15 protein-coding genes are annotated in these 18,860 nt (G+C 30.9%); 3 read left to right on the top strand and 12 right to left on the bottom strand.

Going from position 1 to position 18,860, the window contains the following annotated elements; all coding sequences use genetic code 11:
* A partial coding sequence (locus CLMAG_RS20960; protein ID WP_242873097.1) for an ATP-dependent metallopeptidase FtsH/Yme1/Tma family protein occupies positions 1-1,609 on the bottom strand: 1,609 nt, incomplete at its 3' end.
* A gap of 284 nt (positions 1,610-1,893) precedes the next feature.
* Between CLMAG_RS20960 and CLMAG_RS20955 the strand changes: the two genes are divergently transcribed.
* Both CLMAG_RS20955 and gdhA read left to right on the top strand, forming a co-directional pair.
* Complete coding sequence (locus CLMAG_RS20955; protein ID WP_066627000.1) at positions 1,894-2,052, top strand: DUF1540 domain-containing protein; 159 nt, start codon at positions 1,894-1,896, stop codon at positions 2,050-2,052.
* Positions 2,053-2,270: 218 nt separating this feature from the next.
* A complete protein-coding gene (gene gdhA, locus CLMAG_RS20950; protein WP_066626996.1) occupies positions 2,271-3,608 on the top strand; it encodes an NADP-specific glutamate dehydrogenase in 1,338 nt (445 codons plus the stop codon).
* A gap of 168 nt (positions 3,609-3,776) precedes the next feature.
* Here the strand turns inward: gdhA and CLMAG_RS20945 are convergent, their stop codons facing one another.
* Both CLMAG_RS20945 and CLMAG_RS20940 read right to left on the bottom strand, forming a co-directional pair.
* Entirely contained in the window at positions 3,777-4,610 is an 834-nt protein-coding gene (locus CLMAG_RS20945) for a deoxyribonuclease IV (RefSeq protein ID WP_066626993.1), read from the bottom strand.
* Positions 4,611-4,777: 167 nt separating this feature from the next.
* Entirely contained in the window at positions 4,778-6,739 is a 1,962-nt protein-coding gene (locus tag CLMAG_RS20940) for a WG repeat-containing protein (protein ID WP_082832031.1), read from the bottom strand.
* A 195-nt stretch (positions 6,740-6,934) separates the two neighbouring features.
* Between CLMAG_RS20940 and CLMAG_RS20935 the strand changes: the two genes are divergently transcribed.
* Positions 6,935-7,936: a hypothetical protein gene (locus CLMAG_RS20935; protein WP_066626990.1), complete on the top strand. Its 1,002-nt coding sequence runs from the start codon at positions 6,935-6,937 to the stop codon at positions 7,934-7,936.
* A gap of 169 nt (positions 7,937-8,105) precedes the next feature.
* Here CLMAG_RS20935 and CLMAG_RS20930 read toward each other — a convergent pair whose 3' ends face one another.
* From CLMAG_RS20930 to thiW, 9 genes are all read right to left on the bottom strand, one after another.
* The gene (locus CLMAG_RS20930; RefSeq protein WP_066626987.1) at positions 8,106-9,314 is read right to left on the bottom strand and encodes an ABC transporter permease; all 1,209 of its coding nucleotides are present in this window, start codon (positions 9,312-9,314) and stop codon (positions 8,106-8,108) included.
* A complete protein-coding gene (locus CLMAG_RS20925) occupies positions 9,314-10,021 on the bottom strand; it encodes an ABC transporter ATP-binding protein (protein ID WP_066626985.1) in 708 nt (235 codons plus the stop codon). Before CLMAG_RS20925 ends, CLMAG_RS20930 begins: the two co-directional genes overlap by 1 nt.
* Positions 10,018-11,361, bottom strand: a complete 1,344-nt coding sequence (locus CLMAG_RS20920) for an efflux RND transporter periplasmic adaptor subunit (RefSeq protein WP_066626984.1) — start codon at positions 11,359-11,361, stop codon at positions 10,018-10,020. Before CLMAG_RS20920 ends, CLMAG_RS20925 begins: the two co-directional genes overlap by 4 nt.
* 625 nt (positions 11,362-11,986) lie before the next feature.
* A complete protein-coding gene (locus CLMAG_RS20915) occupies positions 11,987-12,373 on the bottom strand; it encodes a hypothetical protein (protein ID WP_066626981.1) in 387 nt (128 codons plus the stop codon).
* A gap of 294 nt (positions 12,374-12,667) precedes the next feature.
* Positions 12,668-15,652, bottom strand: coding sequence for an ATP-binding protein (locus CLMAG_RS20910; RefSeq protein WP_153041000.1), 2,985 nt, complete (start codon positions 15,650-15,652; stop codon positions 12,668-12,670).
* Between the two features lie 62 nt (positions 15,653-15,714).
* Positions 15,715-16,776, bottom strand: coding sequence for a serine/threonine-protein kinase (locus CLMAG_RS20905; protein ID WP_066626975.1), 1,062 nt, complete (start codon positions 16,774-16,776; stop codon positions 15,715-15,717).
* A gap of 266 nt (positions 16,777-17,042) precedes the next feature.
* Positions 17,043-17,429, bottom strand: a complete 387-nt coding sequence (locus CLMAG_RS20900) for a secondary thiamine-phosphate synthase enzyme YjbQ (protein ID WP_066626972.1) — start codon at positions 17,427-17,429, stop codon at positions 17,043-17,045.
* A 4-nt stretch (positions 17,430-17,433) separates the two neighbouring features.
* Positions 17,434-18,264 carry a hydroxyethylthiazole kinase gene (gene thiM, locus CLMAG_RS20895; protein WP_066626970.1) on the bottom strand — a complete coding sequence of 277 codons (831 nt, stop codon included), beginning with the start codon at positions 18,262-18,264 and terminating at the stop codon, positions 17,434-17,436.
* 74 nt (positions 18,265-18,338) lie between these two features.
* The gene (thiW, locus tag CLMAG_RS20890; RefSeq protein ID WP_066626967.1) at positions 18,339-18,830 is read right to left on the bottom strand and encodes an energy coupling factor transporter S component ThiW; all 492 of its coding nucleotides are present in this window, start codon (positions 18,828-18,830) and stop codon (positions 18,339-18,341) included.
* Positions 18,831-18,860: the final 30 nt, after the last annotated feature.

The following is an 18,860-nucleotide window of genomic DNA, read 5'->3' as shown; positions in this document are numbered from 1 at the left end:
TATCATCAAAACAGACAAGTCCTAACTTTTCACTCATACCGTACTTAGCAATTAGAGTTACAGCCATTTTAGTTGCCCTTTGTAAATCATTTGCAGCACCACCGGTTATATTTTCTTTACCAAAGATTATTTCTTCAGAAGCTCTACCAGCTAACAATTCACTGATTTTATTCATAATTTCTTTTTTTGTTTGAAACATTTTTTCGTGAGGATTGATTACAGTATATCCAGCTGCCCCTTTTGTTGTAGGGATTATAGATACTTTAGGTACACTTTCTTTATTTACCAATTTAGCTATTAATGCATGTCCGGCTTCATGATAAGCTGTTATCTTCTTTTCTAAGGCTGATATATTGGATCTATCTCTTTTTTCATCTCCTGCTATCATTTTATTAATAGCTTTGTCTATATGGCTTAAGGCTATTTTTGTACACTTTTCCTTAATAGCATATATGGTTGCCTCATTCATTACATTTGATAAATCCGCTCCGGTCATATAAACTGTTTGTCTAGCCACTTGAAATAGATCAACCTCTGGTGATACAGGTTTATTTTTTGCGTGAACCTTCAATATTTCATATCTTGCATTTAAATCTGGCAGCCCAACCATTACATGCCTGTCAAATCTTCCAGAACGAAGTAACGCATCATCTAACATATCGAGTCTATTAGTAGCAGCAACTACTATAATATTTTCCTTATCCTTAAAGCCATCCATTTCTACAAGCAATTGGTTTAAGGTTTTTGCATCTTCACTTGTACCTACCCCATCTCCTCTTTTTCCACCTATTGCATCTATTTCATCTATAAATATTATTGATGGAGATTTTTTTCTTGCCTTATCAAATAACTTCCTAACTCTTGAAGCTCCTACTCCTACATATTTTTCCACGAAATACGAACCACTAGTTGGTATGAATTGAGAACCGGTTTCTCCTGCTAAAGCTTTCGCTAAAAGAGTTTTTCCTGTTCCTGGAGGACCATAAAGAATTACTCCCTTAGGTATCTTGGCACCAAAATTTTGGAATTTATCCGGATCCTTCAAAAACTCAATTATATCTTCCATATTTTCCTTTGCCTCTTCACTACCAGCCACATCACTAAATCTTATATTTACATTCTTCGATTCCTCAAATTCTGCATAATCTCCTCTTACCTCAGCTGAAGCTGGTCTTTTACTAGAAGAGGATCTAACTATTTTAACAATTAATAGTACTAATATACTAATCATTATAAAACTTATCATTTTGGTATAGATATTAGAACTTTCATTAATTACTATTTTGTGTTCCATTAAATATTGTCTGAATTGAGGGTTTTTAGGATTTTGAAAAGTAAAACTATTTCCGCTTTTATCTCTAGCAATTAGAATAAGGTCTCTTTCATTATAATAAACTGATTGTACTTTTCCTTTTTCTACAAGTTCTTTAAAAGAGTTTATTCCTATATCTGCATCTGCATAATTATATGCCATAGAACTTTGTAACTGTCTTAAATTATCGTCATAACTTGGCCTAGAATTTTGAGCAAGAAAAAACACACAAAACATTAGTGGAGTAAGGATCATTAAGATAATACCATACTGCTTTATATCTTTATATTTCATCATAGCATCCCCCTCTATAAAACAATTTAAAAATGTAATCAATATATTTTTAATGAATTATTAAAAATATAGTTATTTATTTATTAAATATTAATAAATATTTTAAAGAAAGTCAATCCGCAAAATTTATTTTTTTGTTTATATATATAGATATTATATGCTTACCGATGCTATTCTCCAATCTAATTTGGTTTTACTTCTATGTATAAAAATTTTTAATAAGTATAAAATAATTGCGTACTATTTAAGCTCAATCAAAATAAAAAAAACCTGGGGAGGATATAAATATGGATCTTAATTCAAGCATAGGTTGTGTAGTATCCGAATGTAAGTTTCACAGTACGGATAAAGATTACTGTACTTTAAGTAAAATCCAAGTAGTAAAACATGAGCAAAGTGCAGATACAGTTGAATGTACAGATTGCGGAAGTTTTGAGAGAAAATAATTTGGGCCCCACAGGGAGTTATTTTTACTCCTTGTGGGGTAAATTTATAATAGTTTTTTAGCTTATTAGCTTATATATAAAAACAAATTCATTTTATAAAATTATTAATGAATTTAAAATTTTGCTTTGATCCCTAGAAATAATAACCCTTCTTCATGTTCTTCTAATTTTCTTTCTATTATTAATAAATAAGATGCAAGAAGATAGGAGGTATTTTCATGAAAATACTTGAAAGTGTAATGAATCAGGTAATAAAAAGAAACCCAAATGAACCTGAATTTCATCAAGCGGTCAAAGAAGTACTAGAATCTATAGAGCCGGTAGCGGAAAGAAATCCACAATGGTTAGAAGCTGGAATCTTTGATAGAATTGTTGAACCTGAAAGGCAGGTTTTTTTTAGAGTGTCATGGGTTGATGATTGTGGAAAAATCCAAGTTAATAGAGGTTATAGAATTCAGTTTAACAGTGCAATTGGACCATATAAAGGAGGTATACGACTACATCCTTCTGTAAACGCTAGCATACTTAAATTTCTTGGATTTGAACAGATATTTAAAAATTCTTTAACTGGTCTTCCAATTGGAGGAGGCAAAGGTGGTAGTGACTTTGATCCAAAAGGTAAATCAGATGGTGAGGTTATGCGTTTCTGCCAAAGTTTTATGACAGAGTTACAGAGGCATATTGGAGAAAATACAGATATTCCTGCTGGTGATATTGGAACAGGTGCAAGAGAAATTGGTTATATGTATGGACAATACAAACGACTGAGAAATGACTTTACAGGAGTTTTGACTGGCAAAGGACTTACTTGGGGTGGAAGCCTAGTAAGAACCGAAGCCACCGGTTATGGATTATGCTATTTTATGGCTGAAGCTCTAAAGACTAAAGGAAAATCATTCAATGGAGCTACTGTAATTGTATCAGGCTCAGGTAATGTTGCTATATATGCCACTGAAAAGGTACACCAATTAGGCGGTAAAGTTGTGGCGTTAAGTGATTCAGAGGGATACATTTATGATCCTGATGGTATTAAATTAGAAACTATTAAAAGAATTAAAGAAGTCGACAGGAAAAGAATTAGTGAATATATAAAATATCATCCAAATACAAAATACACTAAAAATTCCTCTGGCATTTGGACAATTAAATGTGACATTGCTCTTCCCTGTGCTACACAGAATGAACTTGATGAAAATTCTGCTAAAACCCTTGTTTCTAATGGATGCTATGCTGTTGGAGAAGGTGCCAACATGCCATCCACCCCTAAGGCAATTGATATATTTCTTAAAAACAAGATTATTTTTGGACCTGCTAAAGCAGCTAATGCTGGTGGTGTTGCTACATCAGCTCTTGAAATGGCACAGAATAGCATGAGATACTCCTGGACCTTTGAAGAAGTAGATTCTAAACTCAAAGATATAATGATTAATATATACAAGTCAGCTAGTGCAGCTGCAATAGAATATGATCATGAAAATAACTTAGTTGTAGGTGCAAATATTGCTGGATTTCTAAAGGTTGCAGATGCAATGTATGCACAGGGAGTAACTTCCTGAACTTCTAAAAGGGTAACCTCCTAAAAATATAGGGAGGTTACTCTTATGTAATTATTTATTTTGAAAACACATATATACAGATTTTTTATTGTAATTACCCTTTAATTACAATACTTTTTTCCTACCATTTATTGAAAGATCTATATTTCGCAAATCTGATCCCAACTTTCATTCATTAAATGCTTCCCTTAACATCTTAATTTCTTGCTCATACCCTGGCAATTCATTCGGAGTTTCTAAAAAAAATGGTAAATGACGGAGTTTAGGATGATTAATAATTCTAACCATAGCATCTTTCCCAATAGAACCTTCACCTATTTTTTCATGACGATCTTTATGACTTGAAAATGGATTCTTGCTGTCATTTAGGTGAATTGCATATAGCTTATCAAGACCAATAATTTTATCAAATTCATCTAATACTCCATCCAAATCATTGACTATATCATATCCAGCATCATAAACATGGCAAGTATCAAGACAAATACCCATTTTATCAGACAGAGTAATACCATCAAGAATTTGTTTTAATTCTTCAAAACTTCGACCTACCTCTGTACCTTTTCCAGACATTGTCTCAAGCAGGATAGTAGTAGTTTGCTCTGGTTTTATTACGATATTAAGCATATTTGTAATAAGTTGTATGCCAACCTCTACACCCTGTTTTACATGACTTCCTGGATGAAAATTATAAAGATTGTTTGGCAAGTATTCCATTCGTTTCAAATCATCTGCCATTATTTCTACTGCGAATTCTCTTGTACTTTCATCAGCAGAGCAAGCATTTAGCGTATATGGCGCATGTGCTAGTATTTTTGCAAATTTATTTTCTTTTATTATCTCTAACAATGCATCTACATCTTTAGGATCAATTTCCTTTGCTTTGCTACCTCTAGGATTACGAGTAAAAAATTGAAATGTGTTTGCTCCTATATTAAGTGCCTCTTTTCCCATGGCTTTGTATCCTTTTGACGCTGATAAATGACAACCTATATTTAACATAACTATTTCCTCCAAATAGAACATCATATTATTTACTTTAGGATTAATTCTAACACTAATGCTTCATCAAGTAAATTAATGTTGTATTAAAAAGCAGTAAGAATTTTTACTCCTTACTGCCTTTAGTTTCTTTTACACCATCTGTTCAAAAATACAATAATGGTAGACTAATTAAATGATGACCAAAGTTCTCCGTTAACATCAATAATACTAATTATGTCTTTAAATTCTATCTTAAAGGTAGGAAATCCCGCTGCATAAGGCGCAATATCATATGGGTAAAAATAGATATATAAAGCATTCTCTGTTAGATAGAAAGGTTGATCTTCTTTTATTCCCTTATAGCTATCAAGCCATACATAGGAATACTCTTCATTACTTTTAATTTGATTTTCAATAATATCACTGAGTACTTTTACATAATTGCTGTTCTCCTTAAATAAATCCTTAAGTTCATATACTCTTCCACTTTCTAAATCCACATGAGCGTAGCTTCTTGTTGGCATACCATGGGCTGCACCAAAAGGATAATTATAACCCCAAAGTTCCATAACTAGTAGTTTCTTTTTAAAGAATTCTATAGAAAAATCCCCGAAATAATTATAATCAAGTTGTGCATTGACATCAATGGGTTTAACCTGCGATAGTTCTCTAAGTTTATTGTTCACACTATTTTGTACTTCTATATTTTTCATGCCCTTAACTTGAGGGTAGTATACTAAATAATCATTGTTTGGTTTATATTTTTCCTCTTTAACGCTGTATTCTCTATTTAAAGGTATCACTGTATTTTGGCTCCATATAACTTTTCCTGTCTTATCAAAATAAGATACCCTACGATCTACATCTGCTTTAATTAGATCTCCTTCAAATTTTAATGTGCCACTACCACTTAACATCGGTAGATTTTTAGCTATCTCACCATTTTTGTCAATAAAGAATGTATTTTCATCATTAAAGGCTGAGGCAAACCCGTCCTTATAATTTGAAACACTGTTATATACAAAATCTGTAAGAAGTCTACCATTAATATCTGAAATTGCAAATTTTGATCCAAAATAAGGTTTATCTTTATCAATAGCTCTGCCAACTGCAATTCTCTTATCACCTAATAGATTTATATCATTATATATAGGCTCTATTATATAGTTTCCTTTTTCATCTATAAGTCCGTAGCCATTACTATAGTTTTCTAACACATTAACAATGGCTCTTCGTCCATTAAAAGGTTGTGCAGCAGTATATTTAGGTTGTATAATTATGTTACCATTTATATCTATATAACCGAATTTGCCATTATCACTTTCCTTAAAGGCTAAAAGGCCATCTCCAACATCTCCTACAAATGCGTATTTGTAAGTTTGTAATATTTGCCCATTAAGGTCTATTAATGCATATTGATTATCGCTCAGCTTAACAACTGCTCTTCCATTATTATAATCTCCTGCATATTCAAATTTAGGTATTGATGTCTCCTTTCCTCCTCTATCTAAATAACCATATAAAGTCTTTCCATCTTTATCCGTAACTGACATTACAGCCCTACCCTCTTTAAAGCTTCCGATAAAATTATAAGGTCTTGTTGTTAGTTCTTTTCCTTTTTCATCAATTACTTTAAATATGTTATCATTAACAACTGCCGCTCTTCCTTCTGAAAACTCATTGATACTGTCATACTTCGGCTGTAAAACATATTTGCCAAATTGGTCTATTATTCCGTAAAGATTCTTTTCTTCTACAACTGCAATTCCATTTTCACTAAAATCATATGCGGAATCAAATTTAGGTTTAATTGCAAAGATGCCTTTATTATCTATATATCCCGACTTTACTCCATTAGCTGTCTTAACTGGTGCCACATGCAACATTATACTTTCTATTTCTCTCTCTGATTGATCTTTTATTTTAATTTTATTTACTATATACCATATACCATCATAATATTTCATTATAATAGTATAACTTTCCTCTCTCAACTTATAAGCAGCAATAATCTCCAGTATTCCATCCCCATCTACATCCTTCATAAGCACCGCTGGTTTTTTATAAGTTTTCTCGGATATTAAAAACTCAGCCTCAGGAGGTAGATAATTTTCAACAAATCTAATTAAATCAATTTTATTATACATAAAAAACTTCCCTCATTCTTGCTCTTATTGATAATATATGACTTGAAGTTATTATGTGTATACAATTTAATTAAGAATTTATGGTGATTAAAACTAATTTACTTATTTCTCCTTTATTATTTTTATAGTAATCATGAACAAAATAGAAGAACTTGCATAAAATGAATTGATGCGATATTTAATAGGAGGATCATTATGAATAATAATTATGACATGCCGGATTTCATACCTTTTCAATATCCCCTAATGTGCCCCATGATGATGTATAGGATGGATGACCTAGAAACAGAAAGAGGATTAAAACCACCAATGAAGCCTATTCAATACCAAGCACCTGCACAATATCAAGCACCTAAAAAACCTATTCCTCAACCTAAACCTATTCCTCAACCTAAACCAGTTCCACAACCTATACAACAGGTGAAAAAGGCACCAATGGATATGAAATTAAATATTCAACCTATAATAGAACCGCAAAATATGGGGTTAAACATTCAGCCAAAGATGGAACCAACAAATATGGAATTGGGTATTCAACCTATATTGGAATCAGAAGATATGGAATTAAATATACATCCTAAGATGGAACCACAAAACATGGAACTAAGTATTCAACCAAAAATGGAACCACAGGATATGGGATTTAATATCCATCCTAAAATGGAACCACAAAACATGGAGCTAAATATTCAACCAAAAATGCAACCAACAAAAATGGAATTGGATATTCAACCTAAAATAGAATCTCAAAGTATTGAACTAAATATTCAACCTAAGATTCATCCTAAGATGGAGCCAGGTAATATGGAACTAAATATAGAACCAAAAATGGAATCAATAGTGGTTGAGCCAATCAAGTTAGAGTTAAAAATAGAACCAAAAATGGAACCAACGAAAATGCAATTAAATATACAACCAATGATGCAACCAGTACAACAACCAATGATGATTCAGCAGCCAATGATAAAACCTATGATGCCATGTCTAATGCTAAAGAGTCCTTGTCCAATGATGAAATATCCATGTAAAAAAATGAAATATCCTTGCAAAAAGATAAAATACCCTTGCCACATTATGAAGAATCCATGTCCTATGATGAAGCCAATGGGAATGCATTATCTATCAATGTATCCAGGTGCACTTTACCCACAGATGATGAATACAATGCCAATTGATTATATGGATAAAGATAGATAATTTCACTTAATCTGTTTCTTGTATTCCTACAAACATATGAGAACTATCATATAATATATATGTTTACATTAAGCTTATATTCTCTTAATCAAACAATATCAATGTTTGAAAGCATCTACAAATTTTCTTATTGTAGATGCTCTTCATTATTTATTCAAGTTTCAATTCTCTATTCATATCTTAATGCTTCTATAGGATCAAGTTTTGCAGCCTTGCTGGCAGGATATAACCCAAAGAAAATGCCTACTGCTGAAGAAAATGCAAAGGCTATAAATATTACCTTTAAAGATATTGGCATAGCTACGTGAATAAAAGAACCTGCAATCTTCCCTATAGATATACCTGAAATAGTTCCTATAGTTCCCCCTATTAAACAAAGTATTACTGATTCCATCAGGAATTGTAACTTTATATCTCTTGTTTTGGCTCCTATAGCTTTTCTTATTCCTATTTCTCTAGTTCTTTCAGTTACAGAGACCAGCATTATATTCATAACCCCTATGCCTCCAACTAATAATGATATACCTGCAATGCACCCAAAAATAGTTGTAAGAATGGTAAGTACCTTATTTATGCTTTCTAGTCCTTTAAAGCCTTCTTGTGCTGTATATTTTTGGCCATTTCTATGTTTGTTTTCCATAAGTCTTACTACCTTACTGCCTATTTCTTTAGCATTATTCATGTCTAATAGAGAAATAGATAACCTAGATATATTTGTTTCTCTTAATATTCTATCAGCTGCAGTTATTGGTATAATAACTGTCCCGGTTTCACTTCCTCCAAAAATTGCAATATCTTCATTTGGATCCTTAAATACACCAATTATAGTTACATCTAAGCTTTTATCCTCTATACTTAACTTTATCTTTTCTCCAACTACATCAGTGTCTCTAAAAAATTTTTGGGCAGTCCCTGCATCTATTACAGCAACACTTTTACCTGCTTCTACATCATGCTCATTTACGAATCTTCCTTTTATCATAGTTAAATTAAATATTTTGTTAGAGTCCTCATTAACTGCATCAATTTCAGCATTTCTAAATTTGTTTTCAACCTTTGTTGTACCATAACCACCGACTATTGCGGATACATAATTTGCTTCAGGTATTTTAGACTTTATAAGATCTATGTCTCCTAATGTAAAATAATCCTTACTTTCTATTTCTTGATTTTGTGAAGAAGATAAATTTACATTTATTACATTAGTACCCATACTTTCAAATTGAGATGTTATAAAATTTTTAGCTCCATCACCAATAGAAACTATAGTTATTACTGAAGATATTCCTATTATTATCCCTAGCATGGTAAGGAATGATCTAAGTTTATTTGCCTTTACACTTTGAAGTGCAGATTCAAAGCTTTCTCCTACATTCACTAGTTCATCCCTCCAACTATTACCCTATCTTTAATAATACTATCGGAAATTATGTTGCCATCCTTAAAGACTATAGATCTTTTAGCGTGAGCTGCTATGTCTGGTTCATGAGTAACCATAACAATTGTTACTCCCTCCTGATTCAGCTGTTGAAAAATACCCATTATTTCTTCACTTACTGTACTATCTAAATTTCCAGTAGGTTCATCCGCAAGAATTATAGCAGGCTCATTGACCAAAGCTCTTGCTATAGCTACCCTTTGCTTTTGTCCTCCAGATAATTCATTTGGCTTATGATTAATTCTATCTATAAGACCAACTCTCTCCAATGCCCACTTTGCCTTTTTTTCTCTTTCACTTCTAGAGACTCCAGCATACATCATAGGCAATTCCACGTTTCCTAAAGCCGTAAGCTTAGGCAATAGATTAAAGGCCTGAAAAACAAAACCTATCTTTTTATTCCTTATACTTGCAATTTCGTTATCATCCAGAGTAGATATATCTATATCATCTAAATAATACTTTCCTGAGGTTAGCTTATCTAAACAGCCTAATACATTCATAAGAGTAGACTTCCCTGAACCTGAAGCTCCCATTATAGCTACATATTCTTTTTCTTCAATAGATAGATTTATTCCTTTAAGAGCCTCTAATTTAATAGCTCCTGTATCATAAACTTTAATAAGATTTTCAAGCTTTATTATCATTTCTTGCTACCTCCTGTATCACCTGCAGAGAATTCAGTAACTATGTCTCCTTCTTTTAAATTTTGTGGTGGATTAATAATACATTTATCTCCTTCCTTTAGTCCATCAGTAACTTCTACATCATACTCTGCATCAAGTCCTGTTTTTATATACTTTTTTGATACCTTATTATCCTTATTTACTACATAAACATATTTTTTACCTGCAGCCTTCTCATCCTTTATTGCATCGAACCCTATAGCAAGAACTGATTTTTTCTCATCCAGCACTATTTCTGCATCTGCTTCAAAACCAGCTTTTATACCCTCATCAGGGTTGTCTATAGTTATCTTAATGTTTACCTTAGATTCCTGACTTGAACTATTACTGCTTGTACTACTATTTTTCATCTCAGCAAACTGACCGATATCAGTAACTACACCGGTGTATTTCTTAGTGGAACCTTTTAATTTTATATTAGCCTTCTGTCCAACTTTTACCTTTCCAGAATCATACTGACTTATATTAACTGAAACTTTATACTTAGAAGTATCATCTACTATTATCATATCTCCTGTTTTTGGATACTGATCTTCTTTTGCATCCATTTTTATAACTTTTCCATCAGTATCTGCCTTTACATTACACTCTTCAATTTTCTTATTTAAGTTATCTATGTCCGCTTGTATAAGTGCCACTTGATTTCTTTGATTAGCTATTTTATCCTCACTGCTTTCATTCACATTATTTAAAGCACTTCGAGAATTTTCTAGTGAATTTTCAGCTGCTTTTACTGCATTACTAGCATCATCTAAAGCTTTTTTAGCAGCATCGTAATCATTTTGTGATATGTATCCACCCTTAAATAGTGTCTCGCTTTGCTTAAATTTATTATTTGCATCCTCATAGCTTCTTTGGGCATTTTCTAAGGTTATCTGCGATTGAGAAACTGTATTTTGTGCATTACTTTTATCATTTGCTACCCCAGAATTTAAAAACTGTTTCAAAGTAGATTGAGCATTATCCAAATTTATTTTCTGCTTCTCCAGTTGACTATCATATTCCAGTGTATCCAATTTTATCAATATGTCTCCCTTTTTAACTTGCTGACCTTCACTTACCAGAACTTTTTTAACCTTCTGGGCAGGATTTAATGTAATATCATTTCTATAATTAGCTTCAACATTCCCCTTATCTGAAGCTGTTTGGATTAAATTCTTTTTACTTACCTTTACTGTAGTAACTGCTTTTATCTTTGCCTTTTGTGCTCTAGCATGTGAATATGTTACTGCGCCCAAAATTACTAAGATTAAAATACCCAAAATTATTATTTTTTTGTTGACCTTAAGTTTTAGTTTCATTTTTTCTCTCCTTATCGTTATTCTCTTTAATCATAATTTGAATCTCTTATAATATAGCTATAAATTTATACATGTTTTTAACTATTTCACAATTTCAACATATGTTCCAATATTTTTCTATATCTATAATTATATTTTCAATATCTAAACAAAACATAAATACTTTATAAAAGTTTTATAAAGTAAAAGAAGCTTTTTTAATATTAAAACACAAAGTATGTATATAAGAGAGTATATCTGGTATAAAATTTTTCTATTATTTGAGAATAGTCCTTTACATAATAGACGGAAGACTATATAGAAGCTTTTATAAAATGGAAGGTTAGTTCCTGTACCTTTTATATTGTTATTATTTAATAAGCTCTTTGCATGGATGAAAAGTTATAAGAGTTTTCATGGCTATTGAGCTTATAAGCATATTTCCACCAAAAAATTTATACAATATTTATGCATAATATAATACATAAATATTGTATAAGATAAAAGCTAGTAATTTGAAATATTCTTTTTTACGAACTAAAATTTATTAATAGATGACCTATAGGCTATATAGTGCAAAAGGGGTTGTCTTATTATGAGATAACCTCATTTATACCATATAGCTAAAATAATTACCTAGCATTTTCTACCCTTCTACAACGCCACAATACTTCACTTTAGCAAAAATGCAATTTTCTTTATCTTTTATAAACTCTACTTTAGAAATCAGTAAATCTTTAACTTCAAACTCTTCAGTATTTTTTAGTATTATGATATTATCTGTATCGTTGTTTATAATTGTTTTTATTACACCTTTGCTTATAATCTTAAAATTGTTTATTGTATCCTTAAAGTTTAATACTAATTTATCCTCCACTATTTTATAACCATTACTTGATATAATTTTTGCATTCATTTTATTATTTTCCCCTTTTAACTTAGTTTTTATTTTCTTTTCGTTTCCATATATAGAATCATAATCCTTATAATATTTACTATTTTTAATATATCTGATATTTATTTTTGTAAACATTTTCAAAAGCTCATATTCATAATTTTACCATAAAAATTTAAAATTTCAATGCTTTATATGTTAATTTATTTTTAAATTAATTTAACTTTCTACTTAATTATTTTAAATAGCTACCTGGCTCAACTTTATAGTTACTAATTCTCTATAGAATAAGAATGCCTCCATAAGTAGATTTTCAGCAGTATTTTTTAACTGTATTTACTTTAGGAGGCTTTTAAATTTTCTATAAATTTTTTCAAAGATCCTATGAATGAACCTTCATAAATCTAACTTTTTGATATAGCTATTACTTAACTAAAAATAAATATCCGAAAATTCTATATTAAGTACATCAACACAACCAATAGAATTTTCAAGTTGAATCTGTTGCTTTTGGGATTGATCTTCATCTAATTTCTTTACGGTCAATTCAATAGTAAACTTACTCCCTTTGCCTAACTGGCTAGATACTGAAATTTTTCCATCATGCAATTCAACAAATGCTTTTACAATCGAAAGTCCTATACCACTTCCTTCATTCTTTCTGGTAAACGTATTATCAAGTTGCTGAAACTTTTCAAAAATAACTTCTTTTTTTTCTTGAGGTATTCCAATTCCTGTATCTTCCACGGTAATTATAATTTTTGAGCTTTCATTTAAAACATTTACAAGTATATACCCCTTCTTTGGTGTAAACTTTATAGCATTTGAGAGTAAGTTGAGCAATATTCTTTCAATCTTATCAGGATCTACAGCTATAATTCGTTCTTCTTCATCTGTATCAAATAGTACTGTTATTTCTTTTTGTTTAGCATAATCCACTACTGAAATAGTTATATTCTCAATCAAGTTGATAATGTCTAAATTTCTTAAATCTAGATTTCTAAAGCCTGCATCAATTTTTGTTGCATCAATAATGTTGTTGGTCAGTCTTAGCAAACGATAACAATTTTGCTTAATTGTCTTAATATGATTTAAAGAATTATGTTGATTTACAACTGTATTGTTTTTAATATTAACTTCGATTAATTGTATCCCACTTAAAATGACAGTAATTGGAGTTCTTAATTCATGGCTTATATTTGCAATAAAATTACTCTTAGCTATATTTGCTCTATCAGCTTCTACCTTTGCCTTTATAAGTTCTGTCTCAGTCTTACTGTACTTTTCTATTTCCTTTTCAAGGATTGCATTTACCTCTTCTAGGATAAAATTTGTTCTTTCAAGCTCCTTTGTTCTATCAGTTATAATTGTCAGATCACTTATTTTCCTAAGTCCATCATTAGAAGTTGTAACTTCTTGAGGTCTGTTCGTAAGAAACTGACTTTTTAGACATTTTACTTCCTCCACTGCTTTCTTTGCCATTTTCAGTTCATTTTCAACCTTTTTTCTTTCAGTTATATTCATATGTATTCCAGCCATTCGAATCGGCTTATTATTTTCATCCCATTCAATTACCCTACCTCTAGACAATATCCACACCCAATCTCCATTTTTATGCTTCATCCTTATTTCACATTCATAAAAGTCTAATTCTTTTGAAAAGCATCGGTTGATCATTCCATTTGCCTTTTTAAAATCTTCAGGATGTGTAAGTTTAAACCAAGTATCAAAACTGGTAGGTTCTAATTCATCTATTGTATACCCTAGCATAGCCGCCCATTGCTCGTTTATAATATTTTCACCACTACTTATTTTCCATTCCCAAAGCCCTAATCCTGCACTGGTAGCTGTAACATTTAATTTATTTTCACTATTACGAAGCTGCTCTTTCATATTTTGTTCCAAAGTATTATAAAGCATTGCATTTTCTAGGGAAATAGCTGCCTGAGTTGACAGAATCTCTATAACTTTTATTCTGTCAGACTTAAATACACCTTCAACCAAATTATTTTCTAGGTATATAACCCCTTTTATCTCATTTTTTAGTTTAATTGCTGTTGAGAGGAATGACTTTGGTTTTTTATTAATAATGTACGTATCCTTATTAAATAAAGATTTATCTACCTTGTTAGGAAATACAACATCTTCCCCTGTTCTTCCTGTAAATCGAATAACTGTTCTTGGGATCTCCTCACATTCATCAAGGGATTGATGAGTTAACATCGCTTTTTTATTGCTCTCTGCATCTACATGAGCTTCAATAACTAATTTTCCTTCTCGCTCTAACAATAGGAATCCTCTCTGCGCTCCCATATTTTCTATCATTACATTCATAAGACTATTAAGTACTACCTCAATATTAATTTCACCAGAAATTGCTTGTGAAGCCTTTATTATTGAAAATAAATCTATATTATTAATAGTATCCATACATTCCCTATTCTCTGAAAGCAGATTTGGATACTCTCCTTCCAATTCCTTTACTTTTGCAGTTGCTCCCCAAAGCTGATATTTATAGCGTGCTTCTCGAAAATATAGTTTTGCTATTTCCAATCTGTCCTCATCTAAATAAAGTTTTCCAGCTAATTCATAAGCCAAAGCTTCATCATTTAAATACTCATTTTCTTTTGCCAGCTTAATTGACTTATCATAGTATTCTACTGCGTTATCAAATTTTCTAGTAACTCTACATAATTCTGCCTTAACCAAGTAAAACTTATGTAAAAAATTCATTGGGGCAAATTTTGACCAAGTATACATTTTTTCTTGATTTTTATTAACTCTTGCTAAAATTTGATCTTGCTCTTCCTCTGAACTAATTGAATAAACAGCCAGTTTCACAAGAGAATCATAAAAATAGAAAATAGCAATATCTATGATACCCACAGATTCATTTATATTTTTTTCTATTTTCTTTCCACATTCAATAGCTTCAGAGTAATTTTTGAAGTAATAATTCAACATCATTTTAGTTAAATAGAAAAACTGCATTCCATGTATATCCCCGATATCTTGGATAATGGGCAACATCTTATCTTCATAAAAATAACCACCCTTAAATTCTAAAGTATTTTCATATTTTCCTTTCAAATTCTGAACAACTTGACCGAAAATATTTATCCAGATATTACTTAAACCAAGTTGCATTTTCTCTAATCTTTTTATATTAATATCTATTTCTTTTCTTACTATCTCAAGAATCTGACCAGAGTAAAATAAATTCTTACCATACATAGATGCACAATAACCTGCATATTCAAAGTCACCATTTTCCACTCCAGACCAATATCCTTCAACACAAGGTTCAAATGTTTCTCTTATGTGTTCTCTCCAATGTCTTACGAAAATGTTATTTATATCCGTTACTAACGCCTTATATTGCTTCATATTTGGATTCTCTACAAGTTTGTCGCTCATCTTTTTTAATTTATATGAAAATTCTACATATTCTTCCAACTCATCTCCTAGCTCTATATTGTTTATGTGAGAACAAAGAGTACCTGCATATGTTGTACAGAATTACAAATTTCCTGAACCAAAGCGGATTTTCCTATTCCTGGAGGCCCTGATATTAAAAACAGTTCCGCTGTACTTTCTGCAACTCTATCAAAAGCCTCTATTAGTCTTCCAATTTCTTTTTCACGACCATATAATTTTTTTGGTATACAAAATTCTCTAGAAAAATCATACTTACCTAGTCTGAAACTTGTATTTGAATTACTTTTCATTTGCATAAAACATCTCTCTAAGTCCTTCTTCAACCCTGACGCAGACTTATAACGATCGTCAGGATTTTTTGCAATTAATTTTTCTACAATATCGGAGACTGTTTGGGGTATAGCAAAATTAATTTTGATAATACTTTCTGGCTCTTTTGCCACATGACTGTAAATAAGCTCCATAGTATCCTTAAATTCAAAAGGTAACCTTCCAGTTAATATTTCATAAAAAGTTATTCCTAAAGAATAAAAATCACTTCTACAATTTATAGTTCTATTCATTCTTCCCGTTTGTTCTGGAGAAATATACTGTAAAGAGCTTTCTAAAATATTATTGTCTTCCACTATACATTTTTCATTACATAAATATTGGGCACTACTAAAATCAATAATTTTTATCTGTCCAGTTCTTTCATCGTATAAAATATTTGATGGATTTATAGCTCTATAGACAATATTTTCAGCATGAATTTTTTCTAAAGCCTCACAAATTTTGATAGAAACTATTAAGAATTCTTTTAAGGTAAATGCCTTGTTTAATTTATTTATAGATTCTCCACAAAAATATTCTTCAATTATTGCTAACCCGTTACTGTACTTTATTATATCAAGATATCTAATAACATTATTGCTATTAATTTTAGTTCCTATTTCGAACTCCCTTTGTAACCCTTCCAATTCCTCCTTAGTTGGATATTCTTTATTCTTCACTTTTACAACAACAGGATATCCATCTGAAATTCTTTTAGCCCTGTAAATACAGGATCTGCTTCCAATATATAATTGACATATTATTTTATAGTCTTTTAATTTGTTATACATCATTTATAATTCCTTTCGTTATAGTAGTTCTATAAAATATTTGAATACTCTTATACTATAAAACTTAACTAAACCAAATAAATCCTAATAAATTATTCGACACAATATTAAAAAATCCTTCCTTAATTGCAATATACACCCATTAATCCAATCATTTTAAAATTCAAAACACCACAAAAGAACAAAATGCGTTAATGAGAATTTATTTTCTCTACCAACGCATTAAATCTTCATAATATAATTTTAATCTTTTACTAAGATATACTTTAAACTATTTTTACATAAAATGTTCTATTTCTTGGTCCATCAAATTCACAAAAATAAATGCTCTGCCAAGTTCCAAGCTTCAGCTTTCCATTTTCTACAATTACATTGCAGGAAGAACCCATTAGCGAGGATTTAATATGTGCATGGGAGTTTCCTTCCATATGTAAGTATTCATTTTCTTCAGGAAATGCTTTATTTAATCCGTATAAAATATCCCTTACAACATCAGGATCAGCATTTTCATTTATTGTTATGCCTGCTGTAGTATGAGGAATAAAGACTACTGCAATTCCATCCTTAACTTTACTGTTTGTTACCTCTCCTTGTACAATATCTGTAATATCTATAAATTCTTGGGCTTTTCTAGTTTTCACTATATGATTCATAATATCACCTCAAAATAATATTTTTAAGTAAGTGATTAAAATTAAATATAGAGTCCATAAGCTTCATTTTAAAGCTCCCACTTCCCTCATCAATAGTTTTAAGATTTTTATAGGCTTTTTCCCCTGCTAAATCCATAGTTAAAATTCCTGCTATAGCAGCTTCAAAGTAACTTCTAGAAACAGCACAATATGCACCAATAAGTGATGTACACATACATCCTGTCCCGGTTACTGTGGAAAGCATTTTATGTCCCTTATCTATAAAAACTGTCTTTCCTTCTCCAGATATTATATCAACTACACCAGTTATTGCTATAACACAATTTAATTTCAAAGCTAATTCTTCAGAAATATCTTTTCCATATTCTAAATTATCATTTTGAATAATATCCCTTTCTGAAGCATCTATCCCTTTAGACTTTACACTAATACCGCTTATAGATTTTATTTCTGACATATTCCCGCGAATAACTGCTAACTTTACTTCTTTTATAATCTTCTCAGCACCTTTCTTTCTAAAAGCAGTAGCTCCTACTCCCACAGGATCCAATATAACAGGAATACCAAGTTCATTTGCTTTTTTACCAGCAACAAGCATAGCTTCCACATGCTCTTTGCTTAGAGTCCCCATATTTATAACCAAAGCAGATGCTAAAGAAACAATTTCTTCTACTTCTTCTACAGCATCTGCCATTATTGGGGATGCTCCAATTGCTAGTACTATATTCGCACAATCATTTATAGTTACATAGTTTGTTATATGATGCACTAATGGTTTTTTTTCTCTAATTAGTTTCAATAGACTATAGGTATTATTATAGATATTTTCTTCCATATATCGTCCCTTCTATACATTCTTTTGTTATCTGATTAATTCTCACTTATTCTTAGATTATTATTTTTATAGAGCTAAACTACTTTTGCCACATTATTCTTTGCAGTTTCTAGTCCTCTTAATATAATATAGGCAATTATACTTCCACAAACTGTATTGATGGAAAAAGGAACTACAAAGAAGAGTGCTGCTACTTTTTTACCTAATATGAATTTAGCTATTGGGAATGCTAAAAGAGCCCCTATAATGCCTGTACCAACAATTTCACCTATAACTGCTAAAAATTTTTGTTTTGTCTTTTTATACAACACCGCTGCTAATAGTGCCCCTATCATGCTGCCTGGAAAGGCTAGTAAGGTTCCTGTACCTGTAATATTTCTTATAAGCGATATGCAGAAAGCTGTTAATACCGCATATCCTGGACCTAATGTAACTGCTGCTAAGACATTAATAATATGCTGAACTGGTGTACACTTAGACGCACCTATAGGAAAATATAATAGATTTCCTCCCAGTGTTCCAATTGCAACTAACATAGCTGCATATGTAATTTTTCTTGTTTTCAAAAAAATCCCTCCTTATAAAAGTATATTATA

Origin of the sequence: Clostridium magnum DSM 2767 (assembly GCF_001623875.1) — a bacterium.
GTDB classification, from domain to species: Bacteria; Bacillota; Clostridia; order Clostridiales; family Clostridiaceae; genus Clostridium_AM; species Clostridium_AM magnum.
Note: the sequence above shows the minus strand (reverse complement) of the source record. Positions and strands in the feature narration are given on the sequence as shown.

What these genes read in the sequence shown, in the direction of transcription:
- CLMAG_RS20955 (WP_066627000.1), top strand. Translation starts at nt 1,894, where the DNA reads ATGGATCTTAATTCAAGCATAGGTTGTGTAGTATCCGAATGTAAGTTT.
- gdhA (WP_066626996.1), top strand. Translation starts at nt 2,271, where the DNA reads ATGAAAATACTTGAAAGTGTAATGAATCAGGTAATAAAAAGAAACCCA.
- CLMAG_RS20945 (WP_066626993.1), bottom strand. Translation starts at nt 4,610, where the DNA reads ATGTTAAATATAGGTTGTCATTTATCAGCGTCAAAAGGATACAAAGCC.
- CLMAG_RS20940 (WP_082832031.1), bottom strand. Translation starts at nt 6,739, where the DNA reads ATGTATAATAAAATTGATTTAATTAGATTTGTTGAAAATTATCTACCT.
- CLMAG_RS20935 (WP_066626990.1), top strand. Translation starts at nt 6,935, where the DNA reads ATGAATAATAATTATGACATGCCGGATTTCATACCTTTTCAATATCCC.
- CLMAG_RS20925 (WP_066626985.1), bottom strand. Translation starts at nt 10,021, where the DNA reads ATGATAATAAAGCTTGAAAATCTTATTAAAGTTTATGATACAGGAGCT.
- CLMAG_RS20920 (WP_066626984.1), bottom strand. Translation starts at nt 11,361, where the DNA reads ATGAAACTAAAACTTAAGGTCAACAAAAAAATAATAATTTTGGGTATT.
- CLMAG_RS20915 (WP_066626981.1), bottom strand. Translation starts at nt 12,373, where the DNA reads ATGTTTACAAAAATAAATATCAGATATATTAAAAATAGTAAATATTAT.
- CLMAG_RS20910 (WP_153041000.1), bottom strand. Translation starts at nt 15,652, where the DNA reads ATGAGCGACAAACTTGTAGAGAATCCAAATATGAAGCAATATAAGGCG.
- CLMAG_RS20905 (WP_066626975.1), bottom strand. Translation starts at nt 16,776, where the DNA reads ATGTATAACAAATTAAAAGACTATAAAATAATATGTCAATTATATATT.
- CLMAG_RS20900 (WP_066626972.1), bottom strand. Translation starts at nt 17,429, where the DNA reads ATGAATCATATAGTGAAAACTAGAAAAGCCCAAGAATTTATAGATATT.
- thiM (WP_066626970.1), bottom strand. Translation starts at nt 18,264, where the DNA reads ATGGAAGAAAATATCTATAATAATACCTATAGTCTATTGAAACTAATT.